The sequence below is a fragment of the Kitasatospora sp. NPDC032121 genome (assembly GCF_055580145.1).
Genome location: NZ_JBVILX010000008.1, coordinates 175,225 through 197,479, shown reverse-complemented (window position 1 = coordinate 197,479; position 22,255 = coordinate 175,225). Strand labels below are relative to the sequence as shown.

At 70.7% G+C, this 22,255-nt stretch carries 22 protein-coding genes; 10 read left to right on the top strand and 12 right to left on the bottom strand.

Going from position 1 to position 22,255, the window contains the following annotated elements; translation table 11 throughout:
* Positions 1-317 precede the first annotated feature (317 nt).
* From ACZ5OX_RS21895 to ACZ5OX_RS21880, 4 genes are all read left to right on the top strand, one after another.
* Positions 318-1,004, top strand: coding sequence for a pentapeptide repeat-containing protein (locus tag ACZ5OX_RS21895; RefSeq protein ID WP_465632139.1), 687 nt, complete (start codon positions 318-320; stop codon positions 1,002-1,004).
* A gap of 22 nt (positions 1,005-1,026) precedes the next feature.
* On the top strand, positions 1,027-1,245 hold the full coding sequence (locus ACZ5OX_RS21890) for a hypothetical protein (protein WP_465632137.1): 219 nt from the start codon (positions 1,027-1,029) through the stop codon (positions 1,243-1,245).
* A gap of 226 nt (positions 1,246-1,471) precedes the next feature.
* Entirely contained in the window at positions 1,472-2,641 is a 1,170-nt protein-coding gene (locus ACZ5OX_RS21885; RefSeq protein WP_465632135.1) for a damage-control phosphatase ARMT1 family protein, read from the top strand.
* A gap of 207 nt (positions 2,642-2,848) precedes the next feature.
* Positions 2,849-3,703 (top strand): hypothetical protein, encoded by an 855-nt coding sequence (locus ACZ5OX_RS21880; protein ID WP_465632133.1) that lies wholly within the window; start codon positions 2,849-2,851, stop codon positions 3,701-3,703.
* 327 nt (positions 3,704-4,030) lie between these two features.
* Here the strand turns inward: ACZ5OX_RS21880 and ACZ5OX_RS21875 are convergent, their stop codons facing one another.
* From ACZ5OX_RS21875 to ACZ5OX_RS21840, 8 genes are read right to left on the bottom strand one after another with little or no spacing between them, the layout of a single operon-like run.
* Complete coding sequence (locus tag ACZ5OX_RS21875) at positions 4,031-4,429, bottom strand: metal-sulfur cluster assembly factor (RefSeq protein ID WP_392878480.1); 399 nt, start codon at positions 4,427-4,429, stop codon at positions 4,031-4,033.
* 22 nt (positions 4,430-4,451) lie between these two features.
* Positions 4,452-4,904, bottom strand: coding sequence for a Fe-S cluster assembly sulfur transfer protein SufU (sufU, locus tag ACZ5OX_RS21870; protein ID WP_465632131.1), 453 nt, complete (start codon positions 4,902-4,904; stop codon positions 4,452-4,454).
* 20 nt (positions 4,905-4,924) lie between these two features.
* The gene (locus ACZ5OX_RS21865; protein WP_465632129.1) at positions 4,925-6,184 is read right to left on the bottom strand and encodes a cysteine desulfurase; all 1,260 of its coding nucleotides are present in this window, start codon (positions 6,182-6,184) and stop codon (positions 4,925-4,927) included.
* A complete protein-coding gene (gene sufC, locus ACZ5OX_RS21860) occupies positions 6,181-6,945 on the bottom strand; it encodes a Fe-S cluster assembly ATPase SufC (protein ID WP_449789347.1) in 765 nt (254 codons plus the stop codon). The genes ACZ5OX_RS21865 and sufC overlap by 4 nt, the downstream gene beginning before the upstream one ends.
* A gap of 6 nt (positions 6,946-6,951) precedes the next feature.
* Positions 6,952-7,269, bottom strand: coding sequence for a bifunctional 3-phenylpropionate/cinnamic acid dioxygenase ferredoxin subunit (locus ACZ5OX_RS21855; protein ID WP_063349526.1), 318 nt, complete (start codon positions 7,267-7,269; stop codon positions 6,952-6,954).
* A gap of 5 nt (positions 7,270-7,274) precedes the next feature.
* Complete coding sequence (gene sufD / locus ACZ5OX_RS21850) at positions 7,275-8,507, bottom strand: Fe-S cluster assembly protein SufD (protein WP_449789346.1); 1,233 nt, start codon at positions 8,505-8,507, stop codon at positions 7,275-7,277.
* Positions 8,508-8,563: 56 nt separating this feature from the next.
* Positions 8,564-9,979, bottom strand: a complete 1,416-nt coding sequence (gene sufB, locus ACZ5OX_RS21845) for a Fe-S cluster assembly protein SufB (protein WP_449789345.1) — start codon at positions 9,977-9,979, stop codon at positions 8,564-8,566.
* 9 nt (positions 9,980-9,988) lie between these two features.
* Positions 9,989-10,831 (bottom strand): helix-turn-helix transcriptional regulator, encoded by an 843-nt coding sequence (locus ACZ5OX_RS21840; protein WP_465632127.1) that lies wholly within the window; start codon positions 10,829-10,831, stop codon positions 9,989-9,991.
* A gap of 163 nt (positions 10,832-10,994) precedes the next feature.
* On the opposite strand from ACZ5OX_RS21840, the gene ACZ5OX_RS21835 reads away from it, so the two are divergent.
* Entirely contained in the window at positions 10,995-11,921 is a 927-nt protein-coding gene (locus tag ACZ5OX_RS21835) for an ABC transporter ATP-binding protein (RefSeq protein ID WP_465632125.1), read from the top strand.
* A 20-nt stretch (positions 11,922-11,941) separates the two neighbouring features.
* On the top strand, positions 11,942-12,718 hold the full coding sequence (locus ACZ5OX_RS21830; RefSeq protein WP_392878851.1) for an ABC transporter permease: 777 nt from the start codon (positions 11,942-11,944) through the stop codon (positions 12,716-12,718).
* Between the two features lie 76 nt (positions 12,719-12,794).
* Here the strand turns inward: ACZ5OX_RS21830 and ACZ5OX_RS21825 are convergent, their stop codons facing one another.
* A complete protein-coding gene (locus ACZ5OX_RS21825) occupies positions 12,795-13,472 on the bottom strand; it encodes an LAETG motif-containing sortase-dependent surface protein (RefSeq protein WP_465632123.1) in 678 nt (225 codons plus the stop codon).
* 321 nt (positions 13,473-13,793) lie between these two features.
* Positions 13,794-15,119 (bottom strand): choice-of-anchor A family protein, encoded by a 1,326-nt coding sequence (locus tag ACZ5OX_RS21820; protein WP_465632121.1) that lies wholly within the window; start codon positions 15,117-15,119, stop codon positions 13,794-13,796.
* A 233-nt stretch (positions 15,120-15,352) separates the two neighbouring features.
* Between ACZ5OX_RS21820 and ACZ5OX_RS21815 the strand changes: the two genes are divergently transcribed.
* Positions 15,353-16,333 (top strand): COX15/CtaA family protein, encoded by a 981-nt coding sequence (locus ACZ5OX_RS21815; RefSeq protein ID WP_465632119.1) that lies wholly within the window; start codon positions 15,353-15,355, stop codon positions 16,331-16,333.
* 69 nt (positions 16,334-16,402) lie between these two features.
* Here the strand turns inward: ACZ5OX_RS21815 and ACZ5OX_RS21810 are convergent, their stop codons facing one another.
* A complete protein-coding gene (locus ACZ5OX_RS21810) occupies positions 16,403-16,729 on the bottom strand; it encodes a hypothetical protein (protein WP_465632117.1) in 327 nt (108 codons plus the stop codon).
* A gap of 72 nt (positions 16,730-16,801) precedes the next feature.
* On the opposite strand from ACZ5OX_RS21810, the gene ACZ5OX_RS21805 reads away from it, so the two are divergent.
* A complete protein-coding gene (locus tag ACZ5OX_RS21805; RefSeq protein WP_465632115.1) occupies positions 16,802-17,443 on the top strand; it encodes a DUF2461 domain-containing protein in 642 nt (213 codons plus the stop codon).
* A 50-nt stretch (positions 17,444-17,493) separates the two neighbouring features.
* Here ACZ5OX_RS21805 and ACZ5OX_RS21800 read toward each other — a convergent pair whose 3' ends face one another.
* The gene (locus ACZ5OX_RS21800; protein ID WP_465632113.1) at positions 17,494-18,441 is read right to left on the bottom strand and encodes a heme o synthase; all 948 of its coding nucleotides are present in this window, start codon (positions 18,439-18,441) and stop codon (positions 17,494-17,496) included.
* A gap of 474 nt (positions 18,442-18,915) precedes the next feature.
* On the opposite strand from ACZ5OX_RS21800, the gene tkt reads away from it, so the two are divergent.
* Complete coding sequence (gene tkt / locus ACZ5OX_RS21795; RefSeq protein WP_465632111.1) at positions 18,916-21,015, top strand: transketolase; 2,100 nt, start codon at positions 18,916-18,918, stop codon at positions 21,013-21,015.
* Between the two features lie 89 nt (positions 21,016-21,104).
* A complete protein-coding gene (tal, locus tag ACZ5OX_RS21790) occupies positions 21,105-22,247 on the top strand; it encodes a transaldolase (protein ID WP_465632109.1) in 1,143 nt (380 codons plus the stop codon).
* Positions 22,248-22,255: the final 8 nt, after the last annotated feature.

Here is a 22,255-nt window from a genome sequence, read left to right as displayed (position 1 = left end):
CTGGGCAGTGAAGGAAGCCAACCACCCTACCAAATCAAACGGCCCATGTGCCTCGGGGGGGGGGGGGGCCCCCCCCCCCCCCCCCACCTCAGCACTGTGCCCTCAGTCGGTTCGCAGTGCCAGGCCGCCGGCAACACCGCCGTCGTCGCCGACCTCACCGGCGCCGTCACCGTGACCAACCCCACCGCCGGGCCGTTCGACAACCGGTCCACCTTGGGACAACTGGTCGAACAAGGGCAAGTAGCGCCACCCCGAACCACCCGGGCCCGCACCAGCGGTGCGGGCCCGGCCCGACCCTCGAGAGAGCGGAGCCACTCATGGACAGCATCACCTTCGGCCGTGTCACCGTGACCCTGCCCCACCTGAACGAGCCCGGCCTGTACCTGTCCAACGTCACCACCCTCGACTCCGCACGGGGCATCGTCCAGGACTTCCAGTACGGTGACGCCGACCTGCGGAACCTGGATCTCACCGAGGCCCACCTCGTCACCGGCCGCGTCTCCAACCTGCGGGTCGACCGCGTGCAGCTCGACCAAGTCCGCCTCGACTCCGTCGCGTTCGACACCTGCGACCTCGCCTCCGCCCGCATCACCGACAGCAAGCTCTCCCGGGTCGTCTTCCGCAACTGCAAGATCATGGGCGCCGGGCTCATCGGCGTGACCCTGGACAACGTCCTCTTCGACAACTGCAAGCTCGACTACGCGACCTTTGAGCAGATCCGCGCCACCGGCGCGGTCGTCTTCTCCGAGTGCGGGCTCACCGAGGCGTCGTTCACCGGTTGCGACCTCGGCAGCGCGGTCCTCGACGCCTGCGTCCTGCGGCTGACCGAGTTCGGCCGGGGCAAGTACCAAGGCCTCGACCTGCGAGGCAACGACCTCACCACGCTGCGGGGCGTCGCCAACCTCGGCAAGGTCCTCATCGACCGCACCCAGCAGGCCGAACTCGCCGAAGCCCTTATCGCCGAGCTGGACGTGACCTTCGCCGACACCCTCGAGGACCGGTAAACCCGGCCTGGGAGGAATCCGCGTGACTCTCGCCATCGCCCACACCGATCCCGCCGCCCTCATCGCCAGGTGTGACAGCACCGGCGTCCGCACCGCTCGCGGCGAGCCCGACTACGAGGACGGGGCCGTTCTCCCGGCCGGCCCCTGGCAGCCCCTCACCACCGTGCTGGCGGCAGAACTCCACCCGACCGAGAGATCGCGGCAGATGGCGCGGATGTCGAGGCCACTGAGCAGGAGGTAGCGGGTTCCGGGACCGAGGTTGAAGCACAGGCGTCGGCGACCGGTGTGCTTGGCCTGGTAGCGGAGCCTGTCCCAATTGTCGATGTGCAGGCCGATGCGGCGGCCGTCCTGGTAATTCGGGGTGGTGGTAAGGGCCTTGGCCGGGCTCCGGCAGTTTTATACCTAGGACACACTGTGGACCACGTGGCGGACTCCGCCGCCAGCCGAGGAGAAGGACGAGTCTGACCATGCCCAGCGCACCCGTGATCCTGAGCGGCACCCCCGGCTCGTTCGCTCGGGACGTCTTCCACGAGCGGCACCCGAAGCTCGTCCAGCAGGTGCTCGACGCACTGCCGTACGGGCCGAGCGAGCGAGCCGCGATCGAGGACCTCCTCGCCGAGAGCATCGACGGTGTGCTGCAACCGCTCGGCAACAGCGCCCACGACCACGACCAGTGGATGGAGTGGGGCGACGGCCTGTTCGGACGGCCGTGGGGCGAGGCGCCGTTCCTGTGGGCCGAGAGCTACTTCTATCGCAGGCTGCTCGAAGCCACCGGCTACTTCCGGCCAGGGACTTGGCAGGGCATCGACCCGTTCGCACCGTTCAAGACCGCCGAACTGGCCGGCTCGGCCGTCGACGCCGAACTGGCGGCTCTCAGCGAGTTGCCGTCCCTGTCGACCGAGAAGCAGGCCGACGTGCTGCTCTCGTCAGCGCTCTGGGGCAACCGGGCGGACCTCAGCTTCCAGATCACCGCTTCGTCGGCGAGCAACACCCAGCCCTCTGCCCTGATCGCGGACGACAGCCCTCTCCTGTGGTCCACCCTGGCTGCTGCGCGCAACCCGAAGGTCTGCGTCATCGCGGACAACGCCGGGCGGGAGCTGCTGCCGGACCTCGTACTGATCGACCACCTCCTCACGAGCGGGTTGGCCGCCGGGGTCGCCCTGTACGTCAAGCCTTCCCCCTACTACGTGTCGGACGCGACCACCGCGGACGTCCTCGCCGCCACCGAGCGCCTTCGTACCGCGCCCGGGCAGGAGGCTGCACGGATCGGACACCGGCTCTGGGACGCGATGAACAACGGCACGCTCGCGATCCGCACGCACGCGTTCTTCTGCGCGCCGCTGCCGTTCCACGACATGCCCGCCGTTCTGCGGGCCGAACTCTCCGGTGCCACGATGACGATCCTCAAGGGCGACCTCAACTACCGCCGCCTCGTCGGGGACCAGCTCTGGGACGCCACGGCCCCCTTCGCCGAGAGGACCGACCACTTTCCGTCGCCGGTAGCGGCACTGCGTACGTTGAAGTCGGACGTCATCGTCGGCCTCAACGGACCGGCAGTCGCCGGTCTGGACGCCACTGGGGAGCCATGGCGAACCAGCGGCAAGTACGGCCTCATCCAGGTCCACGCGCGGGCGTAGTACTTGCGCTATCGGCGAAGAGCAACCATGACGTTCTCAAGGACGAGCGACCAAAGCAGCCCCACTTCACCCTTATGGGGCATCGCCACCGAAAATGCCTGACGGCACATCAAGTGCGGTGGTACGTTCCGTGCTCCAACCGAAAAGAGGCGACCCCGGCGGTGCTACCAACACCCCGGGGTCCGGCAACAGGAGCTGACACTCCCGATGCGTGTCCATCGTAGCGCCCCCGTACGCAACTTCACCGTGCTGCCCAACGCCGTCCTCCAGTACCGACGGCTGTCCTACACCGCCCGCGGCCTGCTCGCAGACCTCCTCTCCCGCCCGGACGGCTGGCGCGAGGACGGTCGACACATGGCCGACACCAGCCCCCAGGGGCGCGGCGCCGTCCGCAAGGCGCTCAAGGAGCTGACCGAGGCCGGGTACTACCGGATCGAGAAGATCCGCATGCCGGACGGCACCATCCGCACCGAGACCCACGTCTACGACACCCCTCAGCTCGCGCGGCCGAGTGCCACCCCTCCGGCGTCCGGTGGAGCGACTACCGGTCGCGCAGTCGGCTCTGTAGTAAAGAACCGGCAGCAAGAACCCACCCTCCCGCCACCTCCGGATTCCGAAGAGGTCCGCGAGGCGGTCGCCACCCTGTTCCGGGTGATCCGGCCCGAGCCGCGTCTGCGCCTCGGCGAGGCCGAGGCCCGGGAGTTGGCGCCCCTCGTCGTACAGTGGCTGCAGCGCGGCGCGACCCACGCCGACCTCGCCCACGCCCTGCTGCCGGGCCTGCCCACCCCGATGCACTCAGCGGCAGCGGTGCTCCGCTACCGCCTGGAGCACAAGACGCCGCCCGCCCAGCCCGCCGCGCGGCCACCGGCCCGGTACGCCGAGTGCGCCAAGTGCCACGACCCCGTGCCCCGGCCGGGCATCTGTCGCCCGTGCGCCGGCCTGACAGCCCGAACCCCCACGGTCGGCCAGGGAGCGGACGTGGCGGCCGCAGGTGCCGCCCGAGTCCGAACCGCCCTGCGCTCCGCACTGGCCGGCCGTCGGCCTGCTCGCGTCGCCGTCTGAGACGCGCTGGCCCACCGGTCCGAGGGGCCTCCGGCAGGACCGGGACCCCTCGCTTCCGACAGGTAGCTCGCCCGGCTTCACCGTTCCGGCAGGTACTTCGTTCTGCCATTCAGTGCCGCGTGCCGCCCGGTCGGCCGGGCGGCACGCGGCCAGGCCCGGGGCGAGCACCCGCCGGCAGGCGGGTGGGGGGTGGATGGTGGGGAACGGCGGCGGACCCGTGCGGCGAAGCGGAGGACGCGCAGGTGTTCACCCGGCTGAAGCGCGGAAACGCCGCTGCCCGGGACTTCCGAAGAAGTCCCGGGCAGCGGCGAAGGCGCAAAGCAGCGATCAGACGTTGAAGCCGAGCGCCCGAAGCTGCTCGCGGCCGTCGTCGGTGATCTTGTCGGGGCCCCACGGCGGCATCCAGACCCAGTTGATGCGCAGGTCCTGCACCAGCCCGTCGGTGGCGGTCTTGGCCTGGTCCTCGATGACGTCGGTCAGCGGGCAGGCCGCCGAGGTGAGCGTCATGTCGATGGTGGCCACGTCGGACTCGTCGATGTGGATGCCGTAGATCAGGCCCAGGTTGACGACGTCGATGCCCAGTTCGGGGTCGACGACGTCCATCAGGGCCTCGGTCAGGTCCTCGACCGAGACCGTGCCGGCGGTGGTGCCGACGATGACGCCGGGCTGCTGCTCCTCCGCAGCGGAGGCCTCGGTGCCGGCGGTGGTGGTGCTCTCGTCACTCATGGTCTTGTCCTCCTCTGCGGGTTCAGTCGTTCACGGTGGGGTTCTGGGCGAGCGCCTGGGCGGTGGCGTCCTTCCAGGCCATCCAGCTGAGCAGGGCGCACTTGACCCGGGCCGGGTACTTGGAGACGCCGGCGAACGCGACCGCGTCCTCCAGCACCTCCTCGTCGCCCTCGCCCTGCCCCTTGCTCTGCATCAGCTCCAGGAAGGCCTCCTGGACCGCCTGCGCCTCGCCCACGGTCTTGCCGACCACCAGGTCGTTGAGCACCGAGGCGCTCGCCTGGCTGATCGAACAGCCCTGCGACTCGTACGAGACGTCGGCCACGGTGGCGCCGTCGAGCTTCACCCGCAGGGTGATCTCGTCGCCGCACGTCGGGTTGACGTGGTGCACCTCGGCGTCACCGTCCCGCAGCCCCTTGCCGTGCGGGTTGCGGTAGTGGTCCAGGATGATCTCCTGGTACATCGAGTCGAGCTTCATGGTCGTCCTGCCCCGTCCCGTCAGCCGAAGAAGTTCCGGACGTGGTGCAGGCCGTCGATCAGCGCGTCGACCTCGCCCGGCGTCGAGTACAGATAGAACGACGCCCGCGTGGTCGCCGGAATTCCGTACCGCAGGCAGACCGGCCGCGCGCAGTGGTGGCCGACGCGCACGGCGATGCCCTGCTCGTCCAGCACCTGGCCCACGTCGTGCGGGTGGATGTCGCCGAGGGTGAAGGAGATCGCCGCGCCGCGGTCCACGGCCGTGCGCGGGCCGATGATCCGCAGCTCCGGGACCTCCAGCAGCCGCTCGACGGCGTACTCGGTGATCGCGTGCTCGTGCGCCGCGATCTTCTCCATGCCGATGTCCTGGAGGTAGTCGATGGCCGCGCCGAGTCCGACCGCCTGGGCGATCGGCGGGGTGCCGGCCTCGAACTTGTGGGGCGCCGGGGCGTAGGTGGACGAGCCCATGGTGACGGTCTCGATCATCTCGCCGCCGCCGAGGAACGGCGGGAGGTCCTCCAGCAGCTCGTGCCGGCCCCAGAGCACGCCGATGCCGGTCGGGGCCAGCATCTTGTGGCCGGTGAAGGCGACGAAGTCGGCCTCCAGCGCCTGGACGTCCAGCACCATGTGCGGCGCGGCCTGCGAGGCGTCGATGACGACCAGCGCGCCGACCGACTGGGCCTTGCGGACGATCGTCTCGACCGGGTTGATCGTGCCCAGCAGGTTGGAGACCAGGGTGAAGGAGACCACCTTGGTCTTCTCGGTGATCAGCTCGTCGATGTTGGACAGGTCGAGCCGGCCCTCGTCGGTCAGCCCGAACCACTTGAGCTTCGCACCGGTGCGCTGCGACAGCAGCTGCCACGGGACGATGTTGGAGTGGTGCTCCATCTCCGTGATGACGATCTCGGAGTCGGCGTCCACCCGGTAGGGCTCGTCGGCCCAGCCGAGCATGTTGGCGACGAGGTTGAGCGACTCCGAGGCGTTCTTGGTGAAGATCACCTCGTTGCGGCTCGGCGCGTTGACGAACGCCGCGACCTTGTCCCGGGCGCCCTCGTACAGCGCCGTGGCCTCCTCGGCGAGCACGTGCACGCCGCGGTGGACGTTGGCGTTGTGCCGCTCGTAGTAGGCGGTCAGGGCTTCCAGTACCTGGCGCGGCTTCTGGGAGGTGGCCGCGTTGTCCAGGTAGACCAGCGGCTTGTCGTCGTGCAGCATCCGCTGGAGGACCGGGAAGTCCTTGCGGATCGCGTCGGTGTCGAGCAGTCCCGTGAACGGATGCGTCACTCGGACGCGCCCCCCTTCACATACGCCTCGTAGCCCTCTTCCTCCAGCTTGTCGGCCAGCTCGGCGCCGCCGGACTCGACGATGCGGCCGCCCGCGAAGACGTGGACGTAATCGGGCTTGATGTACCGCAGGATGCGGGTGTAGTGGGTCACCAGCAGGGTGCCGACCTCGCCGGTCGAGCGGACCCGGTTGATACCCTCGGAGACGATCCGCAGCGCGTCGACGTCCAGGCCGGAGTCGGTCTCGTCGAGGATCGCGATCTTCGGCTTGAGGAGCTCCAGCTGGAGGATCTCGTGGCGCTTCTTCTCACCGCCGGAGAAGCCCTCGTTGACGTTGCGCTCGGCGAAGGCCGGGTCCATCTGGAGGGCGGCCATCGCCTCCTTGACCTCCTTCACCCACAGCCGCAGCTTGGGGGCCTCGCCGCGGACGGCGGTGGCGGCGGTGCGCAGGAAGTTGCTGACCGAGACGCCCGGGACCTCGACCGGGTACTGCATGGCCAGGAAGACGCCGGCCTTGGCGCGCTCGTCGACGGACATCTCCAGGACGTCCTCGCCGTCCAGCAGCACCGAGCCGCCGGTGACGGTGTACTTGGGGTGACCGGCCAGCGAGTAGGCCAGGGTGGACTTGCCGGAGCCGTTCGGGCCCATGATGGCGTGGGTCTCGCCCTGCTTCACGGTCAGGTCCACGCCCTTCAGGATCTCGCGCGGGCCGTTCTCGGCGTCCACGGAGACGTGCAGGTCGCGGATTTCAAGGGTTGCCATGTGTACTCAGGACTCCTGGTTGACGGAGACGAGCACATCGTCCCCTTCGATCTTTACGGGGTAGACAGCGACCGGCTTGGTGGCGGGCAGGCCGGAGGGCTTGCCGGTGCGCAGGTCGAAGCTGGAGCCGTGCAGCCAGCACTCGATCATGCAGTCCTCGACCTCGCCCTCGGAGAGCGAGACGTTCGCGTGCGAGCAGGTGTCGTTGATCGCGAACACCCCCTCGTCGGTGCGGACGACGGAGACCGGCACGCCGTTGAGGTCAACGCGCTTGGGAACGTCCTCCTGGAGGTCGCTCAGCGCGCAGGCACGGAGGAAGGTCATCGTGCTCAGACCGCCGATTCCAGCTCGGCGTCGATCTTCTCCATGAGCTGCTCCTGGACCTCGGCCACGCCGATCTGCTGGAGCAGCTCGGCGAAGAAGCCGCGGACCACCAGGCGGCGGGCCTCGTCGGCCGGGATGCCGCGGGCCTGCAGGTAGAACAGCTGCTCGTCGTCGAAGCGGCCGGTCGCCGAGGCGTGGCCGGCGCCGACGATCTCGCCGGTCTCGATCTCCAGGTTCGGGATCGAGTCGACCCGGGCGCCGTCGGTGAGCACCAGGTTCCGGTTGAGCTCGTAGGTGTCGGTGCCGAGCGCGGCGGCGCGGATCAGCACGTCGCCGACCCAGACCGCGTGGGCGTCCTGGCCCTGGAGCGCGCCCTTGTACGCCACGTTCGACCGGCAGTGCGGCGTGTCGTGGTCGATGACCAGGCGGTGCTCCAGGTGCTGGCCGGCGTCGGCGAAGTAGAGGCCGAACAGCTCGGCCTCGCCGCCGGGGCCGGCGTAGTTGACCCGCGGGTGCAGGCGGACCAGGTCGCCGCCGAAGGTGACGACCACGGACTTGAAGGAGGCGTCCCGGCCGACCAGCGCGTTGTGCTGGGCGACGTGGACGGCGTCGCGCTCCCAGTCCTGCACGGAGACGAAGGTGAGCTTGGCGCCCTCGCCGACGAGCAGCTCGACGTTGGCGGCCCGGGTGCCGGTGCCCGCGTGGTTGAGCACCACGACGGCCTCGGCGAACGGCTTGACGTCGATCACCACGTGGGCGAAGCGGACCCCGCCCTCACCGCGCACGTCGATCTTGACCGGCTCGGTCAGCACCGCCTCCTTGGGGACGGTGACCACCAGGGCCTGCTCGAAGGCGCTGAACGCCTGAGCGGCGACCCGGTCGACCGGCGTGCCGGCCTTGCCCAGGCGGGCGTCGTCCCGGCCGACGGTCTCGGCGGTGACGCCGTCCGGCAGCGTGAACTCGACCTTGTCCTCGCCCTTCTCCGCGGCGGCGGCGGTGCCGTCGTGCAGCCCGCCGAGGCGGTGCAGCGGGGTGAACCGCCAGTCCTCCTCGCGGCCGGTGGGCACCGGGAAGTCGTTCACGTCGAAGGACGGCTTGACCGCGACGCGCGCGTCGATCGGCTGCTGGACCGCGGTGCGGCCGGTGCCGGGGCCGGCGAGCTGCGCGCCCGCGCCGGCGGTGCCGACCTCGATCGAACCGGCGGTGGTGGAGCCGGTGGGGGTGTTGACGTCAGCCATGGCTGTCGTAGTGCTCTCTTCCTCGAAAAGTCGGTGGGCGGTGGGCGGCCGGAACGTCAGCCGACCGCGCCCTCCATCTGCAGCTCGATCAGCCGGTTGAGCTCCAGCGCGTACTCCATCGGCAGCTCGCGCGCGATCGGCTCGACGAAGCCGCGGACGATCATCGCCATCGCCTCGGTCTCGGTCAGGCCGCGGCTCATCAGGTAGAACAGCTGGTCCTCGCTGACCTTGGAGACGGTCGCCTCGTGGCCCATGGACACGTCGTCCTCGCGGACGTCCACGTACGGGTAGGTGTCCGAGCGGGAGATGGTGTCGACCAGCAGCGCGTCGCACAGCACGTTGGACTTGGCGCCGTGCGAGCCCTCGCCGATCTCGATCAGGCCGCGGTAGGAGGTCCGGCCGCCGCCGCGCGCCACCGACTTGGAGACGATGTGCGAGGAGGTGTTCGGCGCCATGTGCACCATCTTGGCGCCGGCGTCCTGGTGCTGGCCCTCGCCCGCGAAGGCGATCGACAGGGTCTCGCCCTTGGCGTGCTCGCCCATCAGGTAGACGGCCGGGTACTTCATGGTGACCTTGGAGCCGATGTTGCCGTCGATCCACTCCATGGTCGCGCCCTCGTACGCCACGGCGCGCTTGGTGACCAGGTTGTAGACGTTGTTCGACCAGTTCTGGATGGTCGTGTAGCGGCAGCGGCCGCCCTTCTTGACGATGATCTCCACGACCGCCGAGTGCAGCGAGTCGGAGGAGTAGATCGGGGCGGTGCAGCCCTCGACGTAGTGGACGTAGGCGTCCTCGTCGACGATGATCAGCGTCCGCTCGAACTGGCCCATGTTCTCGGTGTTGATCCGGAAGTAGGCCTGCAGCGGGATGTCCACGTGCACGCCCTTCGGCACGTAGATGAACGAGCCGCCGGACCACACCGCGGTGTTCAGCGCGGCGAACTTGTTGTCGCCGGCCGGGATCACGGTGCCGAAGTACTCCTTGAACAGCTCCGGGTGCTCGCGCAGCGCGGTGTCGGTGTCCAGGAAGATGACGCCCTGCTCCTCCAGGTCCTCGCGGATCTGGTGGTAGACGACCTCGGACTCGTACTGGGCGGCGACGCCGGCGACCAGGCGCTGCTTCTCCGCCTCCGGGATGCCGAGCTTGTCGTAGGTGGCCTTGATGTCCGCCGGCAGGTCCTCCCAGGACTCGGCCTGCTTCTCGGTGGAGCGGACGAAGTACTTGATGTTGTCGAAGTCGATGCCGGTGAGGTCGGAGCCCCAGGTCGGCATGGGCTTCTTGCCGAACAGCTTCAGGCCCTTGAGACGCAGGTTGAGCATCCACTCGGACTCGTTCTTCTTCGCGGAGATGTCGCGGACGACCTCCTCGCTGAGCCCGCGCTTGGCCGCGGCACCGGCGGTGTCCGGGTCGGCCCAGCCGTACTCGTAATTGCCCAGGCCGTCGAGCTCCGGGTGCGAAACGGTGTCAGTCATGCGAGCTTCCTAACGCGCGGACGCAGAATCTTCGGTGGACGTACCGGCAGTCGGCACTGCATCGGAGCCGCGGCCCGAAGGCACCCGGGCGGACGACGATGCGGCACCGGATGCCGGCACATAGGTGGTGCAGACCCCGTCGCCGTGGGCGATCGTGGCCAGCCGTTGCACATGGGTGCCCAGGAGCCGGGAGAAGACCTCGGTCTCCGCCTCGCAGAGCTGCGGGAACTGCTCGGCGATGTGCGCGACCGGGCAGTGGTGCTGGCAGAGCTGGGCGCCCGCCGGGGCCTGGGCCGCGGCCGACGGGACACGCCGCACCGTGGCAGCGTACCCGTCCGCGCTCAGCGCCTGGGCCAGCGCCTCGGTGCGCTCCCCGGCGGCGGCCAGGCGCAGGGCCTCCAGGTACTTCTCGGCCTGCTTGCCGAAGCGGGCGCGGGCGAAGGCGGCGACCGCCTCCTCGCCCGCCTTGCCGCCGCCCACCGAGTCCGCGATCCAGCGCAGCGCGTCGGCGGCGAGCTGGTCGTACGCCTGGTAGAAGGCGTCCCGGCCGGCGTCGGTGAGGGCGAAGACCTTGGCCGGGCGGCCCCGGCCGCGGCTTCCGTAGACCCGCTGTTCACGGGACTCGACCAGGCCGGTGGCGGCCAGCCCGTCGAGGTGACGGCGGACGGCGGCGGCGGTGAGGCCGAGCCGGTTCGCCAGGTCGGCGGCGGAGGAGGGGCCGTGGTCCAGGATCGACCGCGCGACCCGGTCCCGGGTGGCCCGGTGGCCCTCCAGCAGCACCTCGGCCGCCGTCACGGGCACGTCACAGGAGGAGGCCGACTCGGCCTCCTGCTGCTGGGCGTGCTCGCGCATGTTTTTCACAACACCAGTGTTGCGTAATTCCTTCCGTCGGGACAAGCCGTGATCCATGCCTCACCGGTGTCATCGATCACGCAGGCAAGCCTTACCTGGCCTGGGAAAACGATCACCGAGCCGCCGGGCGGCCCGCGCGTCAGGCCCTCTTACACTCGCCGGTATGCACTCCGAACCCGCGGTCCAGATCGCCGGGCTGGTCAAACGCTACGACGACAAGCTCGCGGTGGACGGCCTCGACCTCACCATCCCGGCCGGCGCGATCACCGCCGTCCTCGGCCCCAACGGCGCCGGCAAGACCACCACCATCGAGACCTGCGAGGGCTACCGCCGCCCCGACGCCGGCACCGTCCGCGTCCTCGGCCTCGACCCGGTCACCCAGAACGCCGCGCTGCGGCCCCGGATCGGCGTCATGCTGCAGTCCGGCGGCGTGTACGCGGGCGCGCGCGCCGTCGAGATGCTGCGGCACACCGCCAAGCTGCACGCCCACCCGCTGGACGTGGACGCCCTGGTCGAGCGCCTCGGCCTCGGCTCCTGCGGCCGCACCACCTACCGGCGGCTGTCCGGCGGCCAGCAGCAGCGGCTCGCCCTGGCGATGGCCGTGGTCGGCCGCCCCGAGCTGGTCTTCCTGGACGAGCCCACCGCCGGCCTGGACCCGCAGGCCCGCCGGGCCACCTGGGACCTGGTGCGCGACCTGCGCCGGGACGGCGTCACCGTGGTCGTCACCACGCACCACATGGACGAGGCCGAGCAGCTCGCCGACCGGGTCGCCGTCGTCGACCGCGGCAGGGTCATCGCCGACGGCACCACCGAGGAGCTGTGCCGCGGCGGCGCCGAGAACGCGCTGCGCTTCGACGGCCCGCCCGGCCTCGACCTCGGCCCGCTGCTCAAGGAGCTGCCCGAGGGCGCCACCGCCACCGAGACCGCCCCCGGCAGCTACCGGATCGAGGCGCCCGTCGACCCCCGGCTGGTGGCCACCGTCACCGGCTGGTGCGCGGCCTCCGGGATCCTGCCCGAACGGCTGTCCGTCCAGCGCCGCAGCCTGGAGGACGTCTTCCTCGACCTGACCGGACGGGAGCTGCGCTCGTGAGCGAACGAAGCGAGGGAACCATGGGCGCCGTCACGACGGACTACTCCCCCCAGCCGGGCCCCGCGCCCGTCGGCCGGATGCTGCTCGCCCAGACGGCGTTCGAGACCAGGATGCTGCTGCGCAACGGTGAGCAGCTGCTGCTCACCGTGGTCATCCCGACCGTGCTGCTGGTGCTGTTCTCCGCCGTGGACATCGTCGCGGTCGAGGGCCCCGGCAAGCGGGTCGACTTCCTGGCCCCCGGCCTGCTCGCACTGGCCGTGATGTCCACCGCCTTCACCGGCCAGGCCATCGCCACCGGCTTCGAGCGCCGCTACGGCGTGCTGAAGCGGCTCGGCGCGAGCCCGCTGCCGCGCTGGGCGCTGCTGACCGCCAAGACCGGCTGCGTCCTGGTGACGGAGGCGCTGCAGGTGGCGCTGCTGTCGGTGATCGCGCTGGCCCTCGGCTGGTCCCCGCACGGCGATCCGCTGACGGTCGCCGCACTGCTGGTGCTCGGTACCGCCGCCTTCTCCGGCCTCGGCCTGCTGATGGCCGGCACCCTGAAGGCCGAGGCCACCCTGGCCGGCGCCAACCTGGTGTTCATCCTGCTGCTGCTCGCCGGCGGGGTGATCGTGCCGTTGAGCAGGTTCCCCGACGCCGTGCGATCGGTGCTGGAGCTGCTGCCGATCTCGGCGCTCTCGGACGGCCTGCGGTCGGTGCTCCAGGACGGTGCCGGGGTGCCCTGGTCGGACCTCGGCATCCTGGCCGGCTGGTCGGTGCTCGGCCTGGCCGCCGCCGCCCGCTTCTTCCGCTGGGAGTGAGCCGGCGCCCGACCGACGCGCGACGCCCCCGGCCTCACCAGGCCGGGGGCGTCGCGGTTTTTCAGCCTACGGAGCGTCAGCTCTCGTTGCCGCCACGGCGCTTGCGGGCCAGCAGGACGAGCGCGCCGCCGAGCAGCAGCACGCCGCCGCCGGCCGCCGCGATCATCGGGGTGGCGTCGCTGCTACCGGTCTGGGCGAGCGCCGGCGCGCTGGTGGTGGGCGCCGGGACGGGGGTCCTGCTCGGGGTGGGCGTGGCCGACGGGCTCGGGCTGGCCGGGGGCGTGACCGGCGGGGTCGGGGTCACGGTCGGCGTGGGGGTCGGCGTCGGTGTGGGGGTGGGCGTGGGAGTCGGGGTGGGCGTGGGGGTCGGAGTCGGCGTGTGGCACGGCTCGATGGTCTTGGTCTCGTTGATGTTCCAGCCCTTCTCGTTCGGGTTCTCCGTGGTGGTGACCACCAGGTTCGCCTTGATCGGGGCATTGTGGTCCTTCACCGGGAAGGTGCCGTGGAACTCCTTCGGGAAGATCTTGCCGTCCAGGACCTTCTCACCGTCGATGGTGAGGCTGACGGTGTTCTTCACGGTCTCGTTGCCGCTGTAGTTGATCAGATCGACCACGACCTTGTCGCAGGTCACCGTCCACGTCGGCACGTGTGCCGAGGCGTTGGACGCCAGCGCCAGTGGCAGTAGAAAGCCGGCCGCAGCCGTCCCGGCGAGTGCCGTGGCGCCGATCGCGAAGTGCCGCTGCTGTCGCACCATTACCTTGTTCCCCTCCGAACGGTCCTGTGCAGCAGGCGTGTTGAGTGTTTCGCGGTGGCCCGCTACGACTGTCCGGGGGACTCTACCGGCACTTCCGCACCCTGCCACACCCCGCCGTACGACCGGATTTCGACTGTCCGTCCGCCTTCCGATGTGCACGACCAGCCCATCACAGCCGCCACCTCGCGGAACACGGATTCGGCAAAGCCGAATGAACTTGGTCACTTTCAAGACAGAACGGCGCCCCCGGTGATCGAGTCGAGTCACCGAGGGCGCCGTTTCGGTCAGTTGACGAATTCACGTCGACCGGCTCGGCCGGTTTCAGGCCTTCCGGGCCGCCTTGCGCCGGACGGCCACCACGATCGCCCCGCCGGCCGCGAGCACGACCGCACCGCCGACGGCCAGCGGCAGCACCGGACCGGAGCCGGTGTGCGCCAGGTCGCCGCCCGCGTCCGGCCGGGCGGACGGACTGCCCGAGGCCGCCGGAACGGCCGTCGAACCGCCGGCCGACGCACTGGCCGAGCCGCTCGCCCCGGGCGTGCCGGTCACCGGGGCGGACGGGCCGCCCGAGGGGCTCGCCGAACCGCTCGGGGAGGCCGACGCGCTCGGCGTGGCCGACGGCGAGCCGCTCGGCACGGTCGGCGGCACGGTCGGCGGCACCGTCGGCGTGCCGGACGGCGTCGGGACGGTGGTGCCCGGCAGGCAGCCGGTGAAGGGGTAGTGGTGCGTCTCGGCGCCGCCCTTGCCGGTCAGCGAGGCGGCGATCACCGAACCGTTGACCGGACCGCCGCTGCCGAGGTCGAAGGCGGCGTTCGGCGCGAGCACGGTACCGGCCCAGGCGGCCTGGCTGTTCTTGACCACCTTGGTGGCGGTCGGGAAGTTCCAGAGCAGCTTGGCCCGGATCGCCCCGCCCGCAGCGCTCTGCAGCTTGTCGTCCAGCACGAAGGCCTTCCTGCCCTCGTCCCACAGGTGGAAGCCGGTGGTCCCGGCCGCTGCCATGTCGTACGAGCCACCGGTCACGTTGACCACCGTCACCGAGCCGGCCGGCACCTTGAGGTAGACGTCCTTGGCGCCCTGGAGCTTCGCCGCGTCGACGGTGAAGCTGTTGTACTTCGCGTCCCCGCCGGTGAACGTCAGCTTGGCGCCCTCGGCCTGGACGGTGGCGCCGGCGGTCTGCGGCGCGGCGGCCAGCGAGGTGGCGGCGGCGCGCAGCTTGGCGAACTCGGCCTTGAAGTCGATCGGCGAGGCACCCTGGGCGACGCTGCCCTGGTGGGCCTGGACGACAGCGCCGTCGGCCTTGGAGCCGTAGACACCGTTGCCCTTCATGACCTGGGTGTTGTGGCCGGTGATCTTGCCCGCCACGACCAGGGCGTTCTTGCCCGGCAGGGCGTCGACCTCGGCCGGGGTGAGTTCCTGGCCGACCGAGAAGCCGCCGGTGAAGTCGGCGTTGCCGCCGACCGCGACCGCGCCCTCGGCGTCGGGGGTGTGGGTGTCGTCGCCCTCGATGAACTCGCCGTAGAGGTTGGCGACCCCGAGGCTGCGGCACTCCTGGTCGACGCCGACGGCCTGGGCGGCCGGCGCGACGAGGCCGGCCAGTGCGAGCGAGCCGCCGACCGCGAGCGCGGCGGCGGAAGTGGATATGCGCATGTGCAGGATCTCCGCTTACGTGCGGGAGGAGTGGGGAATGGCCCACAAGAGGTATGGACCAATCCGCACTCTTGCGGCCAAACGGGTAATTGGTCAAGACCAATGCGTTCACTGTCCGAACCACCCTGTTTTGTCCGCGTGTCCCTCCCCCGCGTGTCGCCGCCCGCCGGCTCCTCGCCCTCCCCTCCCGCCGCCCGCGCCCCGCCCCAAGATCGCCTGTAAGGCCGCCTACGATGGACCCCGTGCCTAACCCCTTCTCCCTGCTCGCCGAGCGCTGGCAGCCATCCGCCGAGATGGTCCGGCGCGCCGCGTTCGCCGCGCTGGTGATGAGCGTGGTGATCGTCGTCACCGGCGGCGCCGTCCGCCTCACCGCCTCCGGCCTCGGCTGTACGACCTGGCCCCGCTGCACCGACGAGAGCCTGACGCCCACCGCCGAGATGGGCTTCCACGGCGTCGTCGAGTTCACCAACCGGATGCTCACCTACGTGCTGAGCGCCGCCGTCGGCTGGGCGATCCTGGCCGCCCGCTGCCACCGCCCCTGGCGACGCAGCATGACCAAGCTCGGCTGGGCGCAGTTCTGGCTGGTGATGAGCAACGCCGTGCTCGGCGGCATCACCGTGCTGACCGGCCTCAACCCGTACACCGTGGCGCTGCACATGATCGCCGCGATGGCCCTGGTCTGGGTCGCGCTGCTGATGTGGGAGCGGTCCAAGGAGGGCGACGGCCCGGCGCAGCTGTCCGTGGCCCGGCCGATCCACCAGCTCTCGTACGTCCTGGTCACCGTGATCGGCCTGCTCGTCGCGGCCGGCACCCTGGTGACCGGCGCCGGCCACCACCCGGGCACGCCGAAGGACAACAAGATCGTCCCGCGCATCCCGATCGACTACGACCGCCTCGCCCAGTTCCACGCCGACTTCGCGTTCGTCTCGGTCGGCCTGGCCATCGCGGTGATCTTCGTCTTCGCCGCCGTCAAGGCGCCGCAGCCCGCCCGCGCCCGGGCCAAGGAGCTGCTCGCCGTCCTGCTGCTGCAGGGCGTGCTCGGCTTCATCCAGTACTTCACCGACGCCCCCGAGCTGATGGTCGGCCTCCACATGCTGCTCGCAGCGCTGACGTGGATCGCCGCCCTGCGCGTCCCCCTCGCCCTGCGCACCCGCGCGGACGTGGCGGCGGCCGACCAGCTCCCCGCCCAGACCCCGCAGCCCGCCTCGGTCTGACCGCAACCCCGACGTACAACGGTCCGGTTCCCCCGCGCGGGGGAACCGGGCCGTTCGCGATGTGCGGGCTCAGATCTGGATGCCGGCCATCCGCTTCCACTCGTACTCGCCGGTCTTCACCTTGAGGCCCAGCTCGCCCTCGAAGTCGTCGTGCAGGGTCAGCCCGGCCAGCTCGGCGGCGCGCTTGCCCACGGCGTAGCTGGGGGCCACCTGGTCGCCCCAGGCGCCGTCCGCGCCCACCACGACGATCCGGGTGGCCACGGCGCCGACGTACTCGACGACCGCGTCGGCGCTGCCCCCGTGCTGCCGGGCGAAGCTGGTCAGGTTCTTGGCGATGCGCTTGGCACGGCGCTCGGTACGGGCGTCCGGCGCGGTGGCGGTCTCAACGCTGCTCATGCCCGCATGCTACCCACCGGTAGCGGCGCTGGCGACGGGAGCGCCCTGTGCACCGGGCCACATACTGGAGAAGTGACCTTCTCCGGCTGGCCGGCCGAGGCGCTCGACTTCTACGAGCACCTGGAAGCCGACAATTCCAAGGCCTTCTGGCAGGCCCACAAGGGGCAGTACGAGGACGCCGTACGGGCCCCGATGGAGCGCCTGCTCGCCGAACTGGAGCCGGAGTTCGGGCCAGGGAAGATCTTCCGGCCCAACCGCGACATCCGCTTCAGCGCCGACAAGTCCCCGTACAAGACCCACATCGGCGCCCATCTGGAGAGCGGCGGCTACATCCAGCTCTCCGCCGACGGCCTGGCCTGCGGCAACGGCTTCTACCACCTCGCCCCGGACCAGCTGGAGCGCTACCGGGCCGCCGTCGCCGAGGACGTGAGCGGCGCCGAGCTGGAACGGGTGATCGCCCGGGTGGAGCGGGCCGGCCCGCGGGTGCACGGCCGGGACAGCCTCAAGTCGGCCCCGCGCGGCTACCCCAGGGACCACCCCAGGATCGAGCTGCTGCGCCACAAGGGCCTGGTGGCCTGGCAGGACTGGGAGCCCGCGAAGTGGCTGGGCACCCGCGCCGCGTACACCCGGATCACGGGCTTCCTGCACGCCTCCCAACCGCTGCGGGACTGGCTGGACGGCCACGTCGGCCCCTCCGAGCTCCCCGCCCGCTGAGAACGCGAAGAGCCCCGGTCCGCCTGGACCGGGGCTCTCCTCATGAGTCTCTACTTGACGAACGGGTCGATCGCGCAGACCACCATCAGCAGCGACAGGTAGGTGATCGACCAGTGGAACAGCCGCATCTCCTTGAGCTTCGCGCCCACGATCCCGGCCTTGGCCCGCCCGTACAGCGCGTGCGCCTCGCGCAGCCAGGCCCCGCCCAGCAGCACCGCGGCGACCGGGTACAGCCAGCTCATGTGCCCCAGCGGCCAGAGCGCCAGCGAGACCGCCACCATCACCCAGGAGTAGACGACGACCTGCTTGCCGACCGCCACGTTGCCCTTGATGACCGGCAGCATCGGAACGCCGGCCCGCTCGTAGTCCTCGCGGACCTTCATCGACAGCACCCAGGTGTGCGGCGGCGTCCAGAAGAACACCACCAGGAAGAGCACCACCGCGGCCCAGGAGACCGAGTTGGTCACCGAGGACCAGCCGACCAGCACCGGCATGCAGCCGGCGATGCCGCCCCAGACGATGTTCTGCGAGGTGCGCCGCTTGAGCCCGAGCGTGTAGACGAACACGTAGAACAGCAGCGCGCCCAGCGCCAGCCAGGCGGACAGCCAGTTGACCCCGTAGCCCAGCAGCAGGGTCGAGACCACCGCGAGCACGACGCCGAAGACCAGCGCCTCGCGCGGCGAGACCATCCCGGTGACGATCGGGCGCCGCTCGGTGCGCGACATGACCGCGTCGATGTCCCGGTCGATGTACATGTTGAGGGCGTTGGCGCCGCCCGCCGAGAGGTAGCCGCCGACGACGACCTTCAGCACCAGCAGCATGTTCGGCACGCCCTGCTGGGCCAGGAACATCACCGGCACGGTGCTCATCAGCAGCAGCTCGATGATCCGCGGCTTGGTCAGTGCGACGAACGCGCCGACACGGGCCCCGAAGGGCCGGCGCGCAGGAGTCGCCCCGGTGACCCCGGCGGGACGGGTTTCGACGGCGGTCACTAACACCCCAACTGAAGATGAATCTTCGCAGGCGTCCACAGGAACGAAGGGTCCCGAATCGTCCGCTCTGCGCGTACCACGACACCATAGACGCTCCATATATCGCATCCGGCTCCGGGGTCCCCCGGCGAGGCGTAACGCACACCCCCGGGTGAACCGCCCGGGCGGGGCCGTCGGGGCCCTCCGGGGGGCCTCTGCCGGGGCCCGCTCGCCCGTCCTGACCACCGGAGCGGCGCGGGGCCGCGAATCGGGAGAGTCTGGGACAAATCCAGTCCGACCGTCCCAGTGGGAATCTGCGTGCGGAATTGCCGGTTGTCCCAGCACGGAGGGTGAGCCGTGACCCGGACGGTAGGCTCGCACGCAGAAGCGGGATCTACCCTCCGTGACCGGCACCACCCAACGTCGGGACCACAGCGCCGTGGCCGACCCGGTCCCCATTCACGGGGTCACTCTTCACAACGGAAGGAGCCCTGAGACAGGGTGAGCACTGCGCCGACGAACGCATTCGAGTGGACCGATCTGGACGAGCGCACGGTCGACACCGCGCGGGTCCTGGCCATGGACGCCGTCCAGAAGGTCGGCAACGGACACCCCGGGACGGCCATGTCGCTGGCCCCGGCGGCGTACCTGATCTTCCAGCGGTTCCTGCGCCACGACCCGACCGACCCGTCCTGGGTCGGGCGCGACCGCTTCGTCCTCTCCCCCGGGCACACCAGCCTGACTCTCTACACCCAGCTCTACTTCTCCGGCTACGGCCTGGAGCTGGACGACCTCAAGGCCTTCCGTGTCGCGGGCAGCCGCACCCCCGGCCACCCCGAGCACGGCCACACGGCCGGCGTAGAGACCACCACCGGCCCGCTCGGCCAGGGCATCGCCAACGCGGTCGGCATGGCGATGGCCGCCCGCTACGAGCGCGGCCTGTTCGACCCCGAGGCCCCGGCCGGCGAGTCCCCGTTCGACCACACCATCTGGGCCATCGTCTCCGACGGCGACCTGGAGGAGGGCATCTCCGCCGAGGCCTCGTCGCTGGCCGGCCACCAGAAGCTGGGCAACCTGGTCGCCCTCTACGACGACAACCACATCTCGATCGAGGGCGACACCGACACCGCCTTCTCCGAGGACGTCCTCAAGCGCTACGAGGCGTACGGCTGGCACGTCCAGCGGGTCGCCCCGAAGGCCAACGGCGACATCGACGTGGCCGCCCTCGCCGAGGCGCTGGCCGCGGCCAAGGCCGAGACCTCCCGGCCCTCGATGATCGCGATGCGCACCATCATCGCCTGGCCGGCCCCGGACGCCCAGAACACCGCCAAGGCGCACGGCTCCGCGCTCGGCGCCGCCGAGATCGCCGCCACCAAGAAGGTCCTGGGCTTCGACCCGGAGAAGACCTTCGAGGTCAGCGACCAGGTCATCGAGCACGCCCGCCAGGTCATCAAGCGCGGCAAGGCCGCCCGCGACCAGTGGCAGCAGGGCTTCGACGCCTGGCGCGCCGCCCACCCGCAGGCCGCCGCCGAGTTCGACCGGATCCAGGCCGGCGAGCTGCCCGAGGGCTGGAAGAAGGCCGTCCCGTCCTTCCCGGCCGGCAAGGACGTCGCGACCCGCAAGGCCTCCGGCGACACCCTCAAGGCCCTCGGCGCGGTGATCCCGGAGCTGTGGGGCGGCTCGGCCGACCTCGCCGAGTCCAACCTCACCACCATCGACGAGGACAGCTCCTTCCTCCCCGAGGGCAACCCGCTGAAGTCGGCCAGCTCCTACGGCCGGACGATCCACTTCGGCATCCGCGAGCACGCCATGGGCTCGACCATGAACGGCATCGCCCTGCACGGGAACACCCGCGTGTACGGCGGCACCTTCCTGGTCTTCGCCGACTACATGCGCCCGGCCGTCCGCCTGGCCGCGCTGATGAAGCTGCCGGTCACCTACGTCTGGACGCACGACTCGATCGGCCTCGGCGAGGACGGCCCGACCCACCAGCCGGTCGAGCACCTGGCCGCGCTGCGCGCCATCCCGGGCCTGGCCATGGTCCGCCCGGCCGACGCCAACGAGACCGCCGTCGCGTGGCGCACCGTCATCGAGCGCCAGACCAGCCACCCCGGCCCGGTCGGCCTGGCGCTGACCCGCCAGGGCGTGCCGACCTTCGACCGCGAGGTCTTCGGCTCCGCCGAGGGCACCGCGAAGGGCGGCTACATCCTGGCCGAGGCCTCCACCGGGGCCCCGCAGGTGATCCTGCTCGGCACCGGCTCCGAGGTCCAGCTGGCCGTCCAGGCCCGCGAGGTGCTGGAGGCCGAGGGCATCGCCACCCGGGTGGTCTCGCTGCCGTCCTTCGAGTGGTTCCAGGAGCAGGACCAGGCCTACCGCGACAGCGTGCTGCCGCCGTCGGTCAAGGCCCGGGTGTCGGTCGAGGCCGGCATCGCCCAGGGCTGGCGCGAGCTGGTCGGCGACCACGGCCGGATCGTGTCGCTGGAGCACTTCGGCGCCTCCGCCGACTACAAGGTGCTGTTCGAGGAGTTCGGCATCACCGCCGAGCGCGTGGTGGCCGAGGCCCACAACGCCCTGCGCTCCCTCGAGGCCGTCAACCGCTAGCGGCTCCGGGCCGCGTGCCCGCCCGCACGCGGGCACGCGGCCCCCTCCGACCACCCCACGAAGCAAGAAGAACAAGGGACTGAAGCACCATGACTGACGCACTGAAGCGCCTCAGCGACGAAGGCGTTGCGATCTGGCTGGACGACCTCAGCCGCAAGCGGCTGAACTCCGGCAACCTGGCCGAACTGGTGCAGAACAAGCACGTGGTGGGCGTGACCACCAACCCGACCATCTTCCAGAAGGCCATCGCCGGCGCCGGCGACGACTCCTACGACGGCCAGCTGCGCGACCTCGCCGTCCGCAAGGTCACCACCGACGAGGCGATCCGCATGATCACCACCTCGGACGTGCGCGACGCGGCCGACGTGCTGCGCCCCGTCTACGACGCCTCCAACGGTCGCGACGGCCGGGTCTCCATCGAGGTCGACCCCCGCCTGGCGCACGAGACCGTCACCACCGTGGCCGAGGCCAAGCAGCTGTGGTGGCTGGTCGACCGCCCGAACGTCTTCATCAAGATCCCCGCGACCAAGGCCGGCCTGCCCGCGATCAGCGAGGTCATCGGCAAGGGCATCAGCGTCAACGTCACGCTGATCTTCTCGCTGGAGCGCTACAAGGCCGTCATCGACGCCTACCTGACCGGTCTGGAGGCCGCCAAGGCCAAGGGCCTGGACCTCTCCCAGATCGAGTCGGTCGCCTCCTTCTTCGTCTCCCGCGTGGACACCGAGATCGACAAGCGCCTGGACAAGATCGGCGGCGAGGCCAGGAACCTGCGTTCCAAGGCCGCGCTGGCGAACGCCCGCCTCGCGTACCAGGCGTACGAGGAGGTCTTCGGCAGCGTCGACGGCAAGACCGCCGGCAACGCCCGCTGGGCCGCCCTGGAGGCCGTCGGCGCCAAGCCGCAGCGTCCGTTGTGGGCCTCCACCGGTGTCAAGGACCCGGCCCTGCCGGACACCCTGTACGTCACCGAGCTGGTCGCCCCCGGCACCGTCAACACGATGCCCGAGGCCACCCTGGACGCCACCGCCGACCACGGCGTGGTCACCGGCAACACCATCGTCCCCAACTACGCCGACGCCAAGGCCGTGCTGGACGCGATCGCCGCCGCCGGCGTGGACTACGACGACGTCGTGCAGCTCCTGGAGGACGAGGGCGTCGAGAAGTTCGAGCAGTCCTGGAATGAACTGCTCGACACCGTCACCGCCTCGCTCGCCTCCTTCGCCGACGAGAAGTGACCCCTGCT

Coding starts and splice junctions, on each gene's coding strand:
- ACZ5OX_RS21895 (WP_465632139.1), top strand. CDS start 318: ATGGACAGCATCACCTTCGGCCGTGTCACCGTGACCCTGCCCCACCTG.
- ACZ5OX_RS21885 (WP_465632135.1), top strand. CDS start 1,472: ATGCCCAGCGCACCCGTGATCCTGAGCGGCACCCCCGGCTCGTTCGCT.
- ACZ5OX_RS21880 (WP_465632133.1), top strand. CDS start 2,849: ATGCGTGTCCATCGTAGCGCCCCCGTACGCAACTTCACCGTGCTGCCC.
- ACZ5OX_RS21875 (WP_392878480.1), bottom strand. CDS start 4,429: ATGAGTGACGAGAGCACCACCACCGCCGGCACCGAGGCCTCCGCTGCG.
- sufU (WP_465632131.1), bottom strand. CDS start 4,904: ATGAAGCTCGACTCGATGTACCAGGAGATCATCCTGGACCACTACCGC.
- sufC (WP_449789347.1), bottom strand. CDS start 6,945: ATGGCAACCCTTGAAATCCGCGACCTGCACGTCTCCGTGGACGCCGAG.
- ACZ5OX_RS21855 (WP_063349526.1), bottom strand. CDS start 7,269: ATGACCTTCCTCCGTGCCTGCGCGCTGAGCGACCTCCAGGAGGACGTT.
- sufD (WP_449789346.1), bottom strand. CDS start 8,507: ATGGCTGACGTCAACACCCCCACCGGCTCCACCACCGCCGGTTCGATC.
- sufB (WP_449789345.1), bottom strand. CDS start 9,979: ATGACTGACACCGTTTCGCACCCGGAGCTCGACGGCCTGGGCAATTAC.
- ACZ5OX_RS21840 (WP_465632127.1), bottom strand. CDS start 10,831: ATGCGCGAGCACGCCCAGCAGCAGGAGGCCGAGTCGGCCTCCTCCTGT.
- ACZ5OX_RS21835 (WP_465632125.1), top strand. CDS start 10,995: ATGCACTCCGAACCCGCGGTCCAGATCGCCGGGCTGGTCAAACGCTAC.
- ACZ5OX_RS21830 (WP_392878851.1), top strand. CDS start 11,942: ATGGGCGCCGTCACGACGGACTACTCCCCCCAGCCGGGCCCCGCGCCC.
- ACZ5OX_RS21825 (WP_465632123.1), bottom strand. CDS start 13,472: ATGGTGCGACAGCAGCGGCACTTCGCGATCGGCGCCACGGCACTCGCC.
- ACZ5OX_RS21820 (WP_465632121.1), bottom strand. CDS start 15,119: ATGCGCATATCCACTTCCGCCGCCGCGCTCGCGGTCGGCGGCTCGCTC.
- ACZ5OX_RS21815 (WP_465632119.1), top strand. CDS start 15,353: ATGGACCCCGTGCCTAACCCCTTCTCCCTGCTCGCCGAGCGCTGGCAG.
- ACZ5OX_RS21810 (WP_465632117.1), bottom strand. CDS start 16,729: ATGAGCAGCGTTGAGACCGCCACCGCGCCGGACGCCCGTACCGAGCGC.
- tal (WP_465632109.1), top strand. CDS start 21,105: ATGACTGACGCACTGAAGCGCCTCAGCGACGAAGGCGTTGCGATCTGG.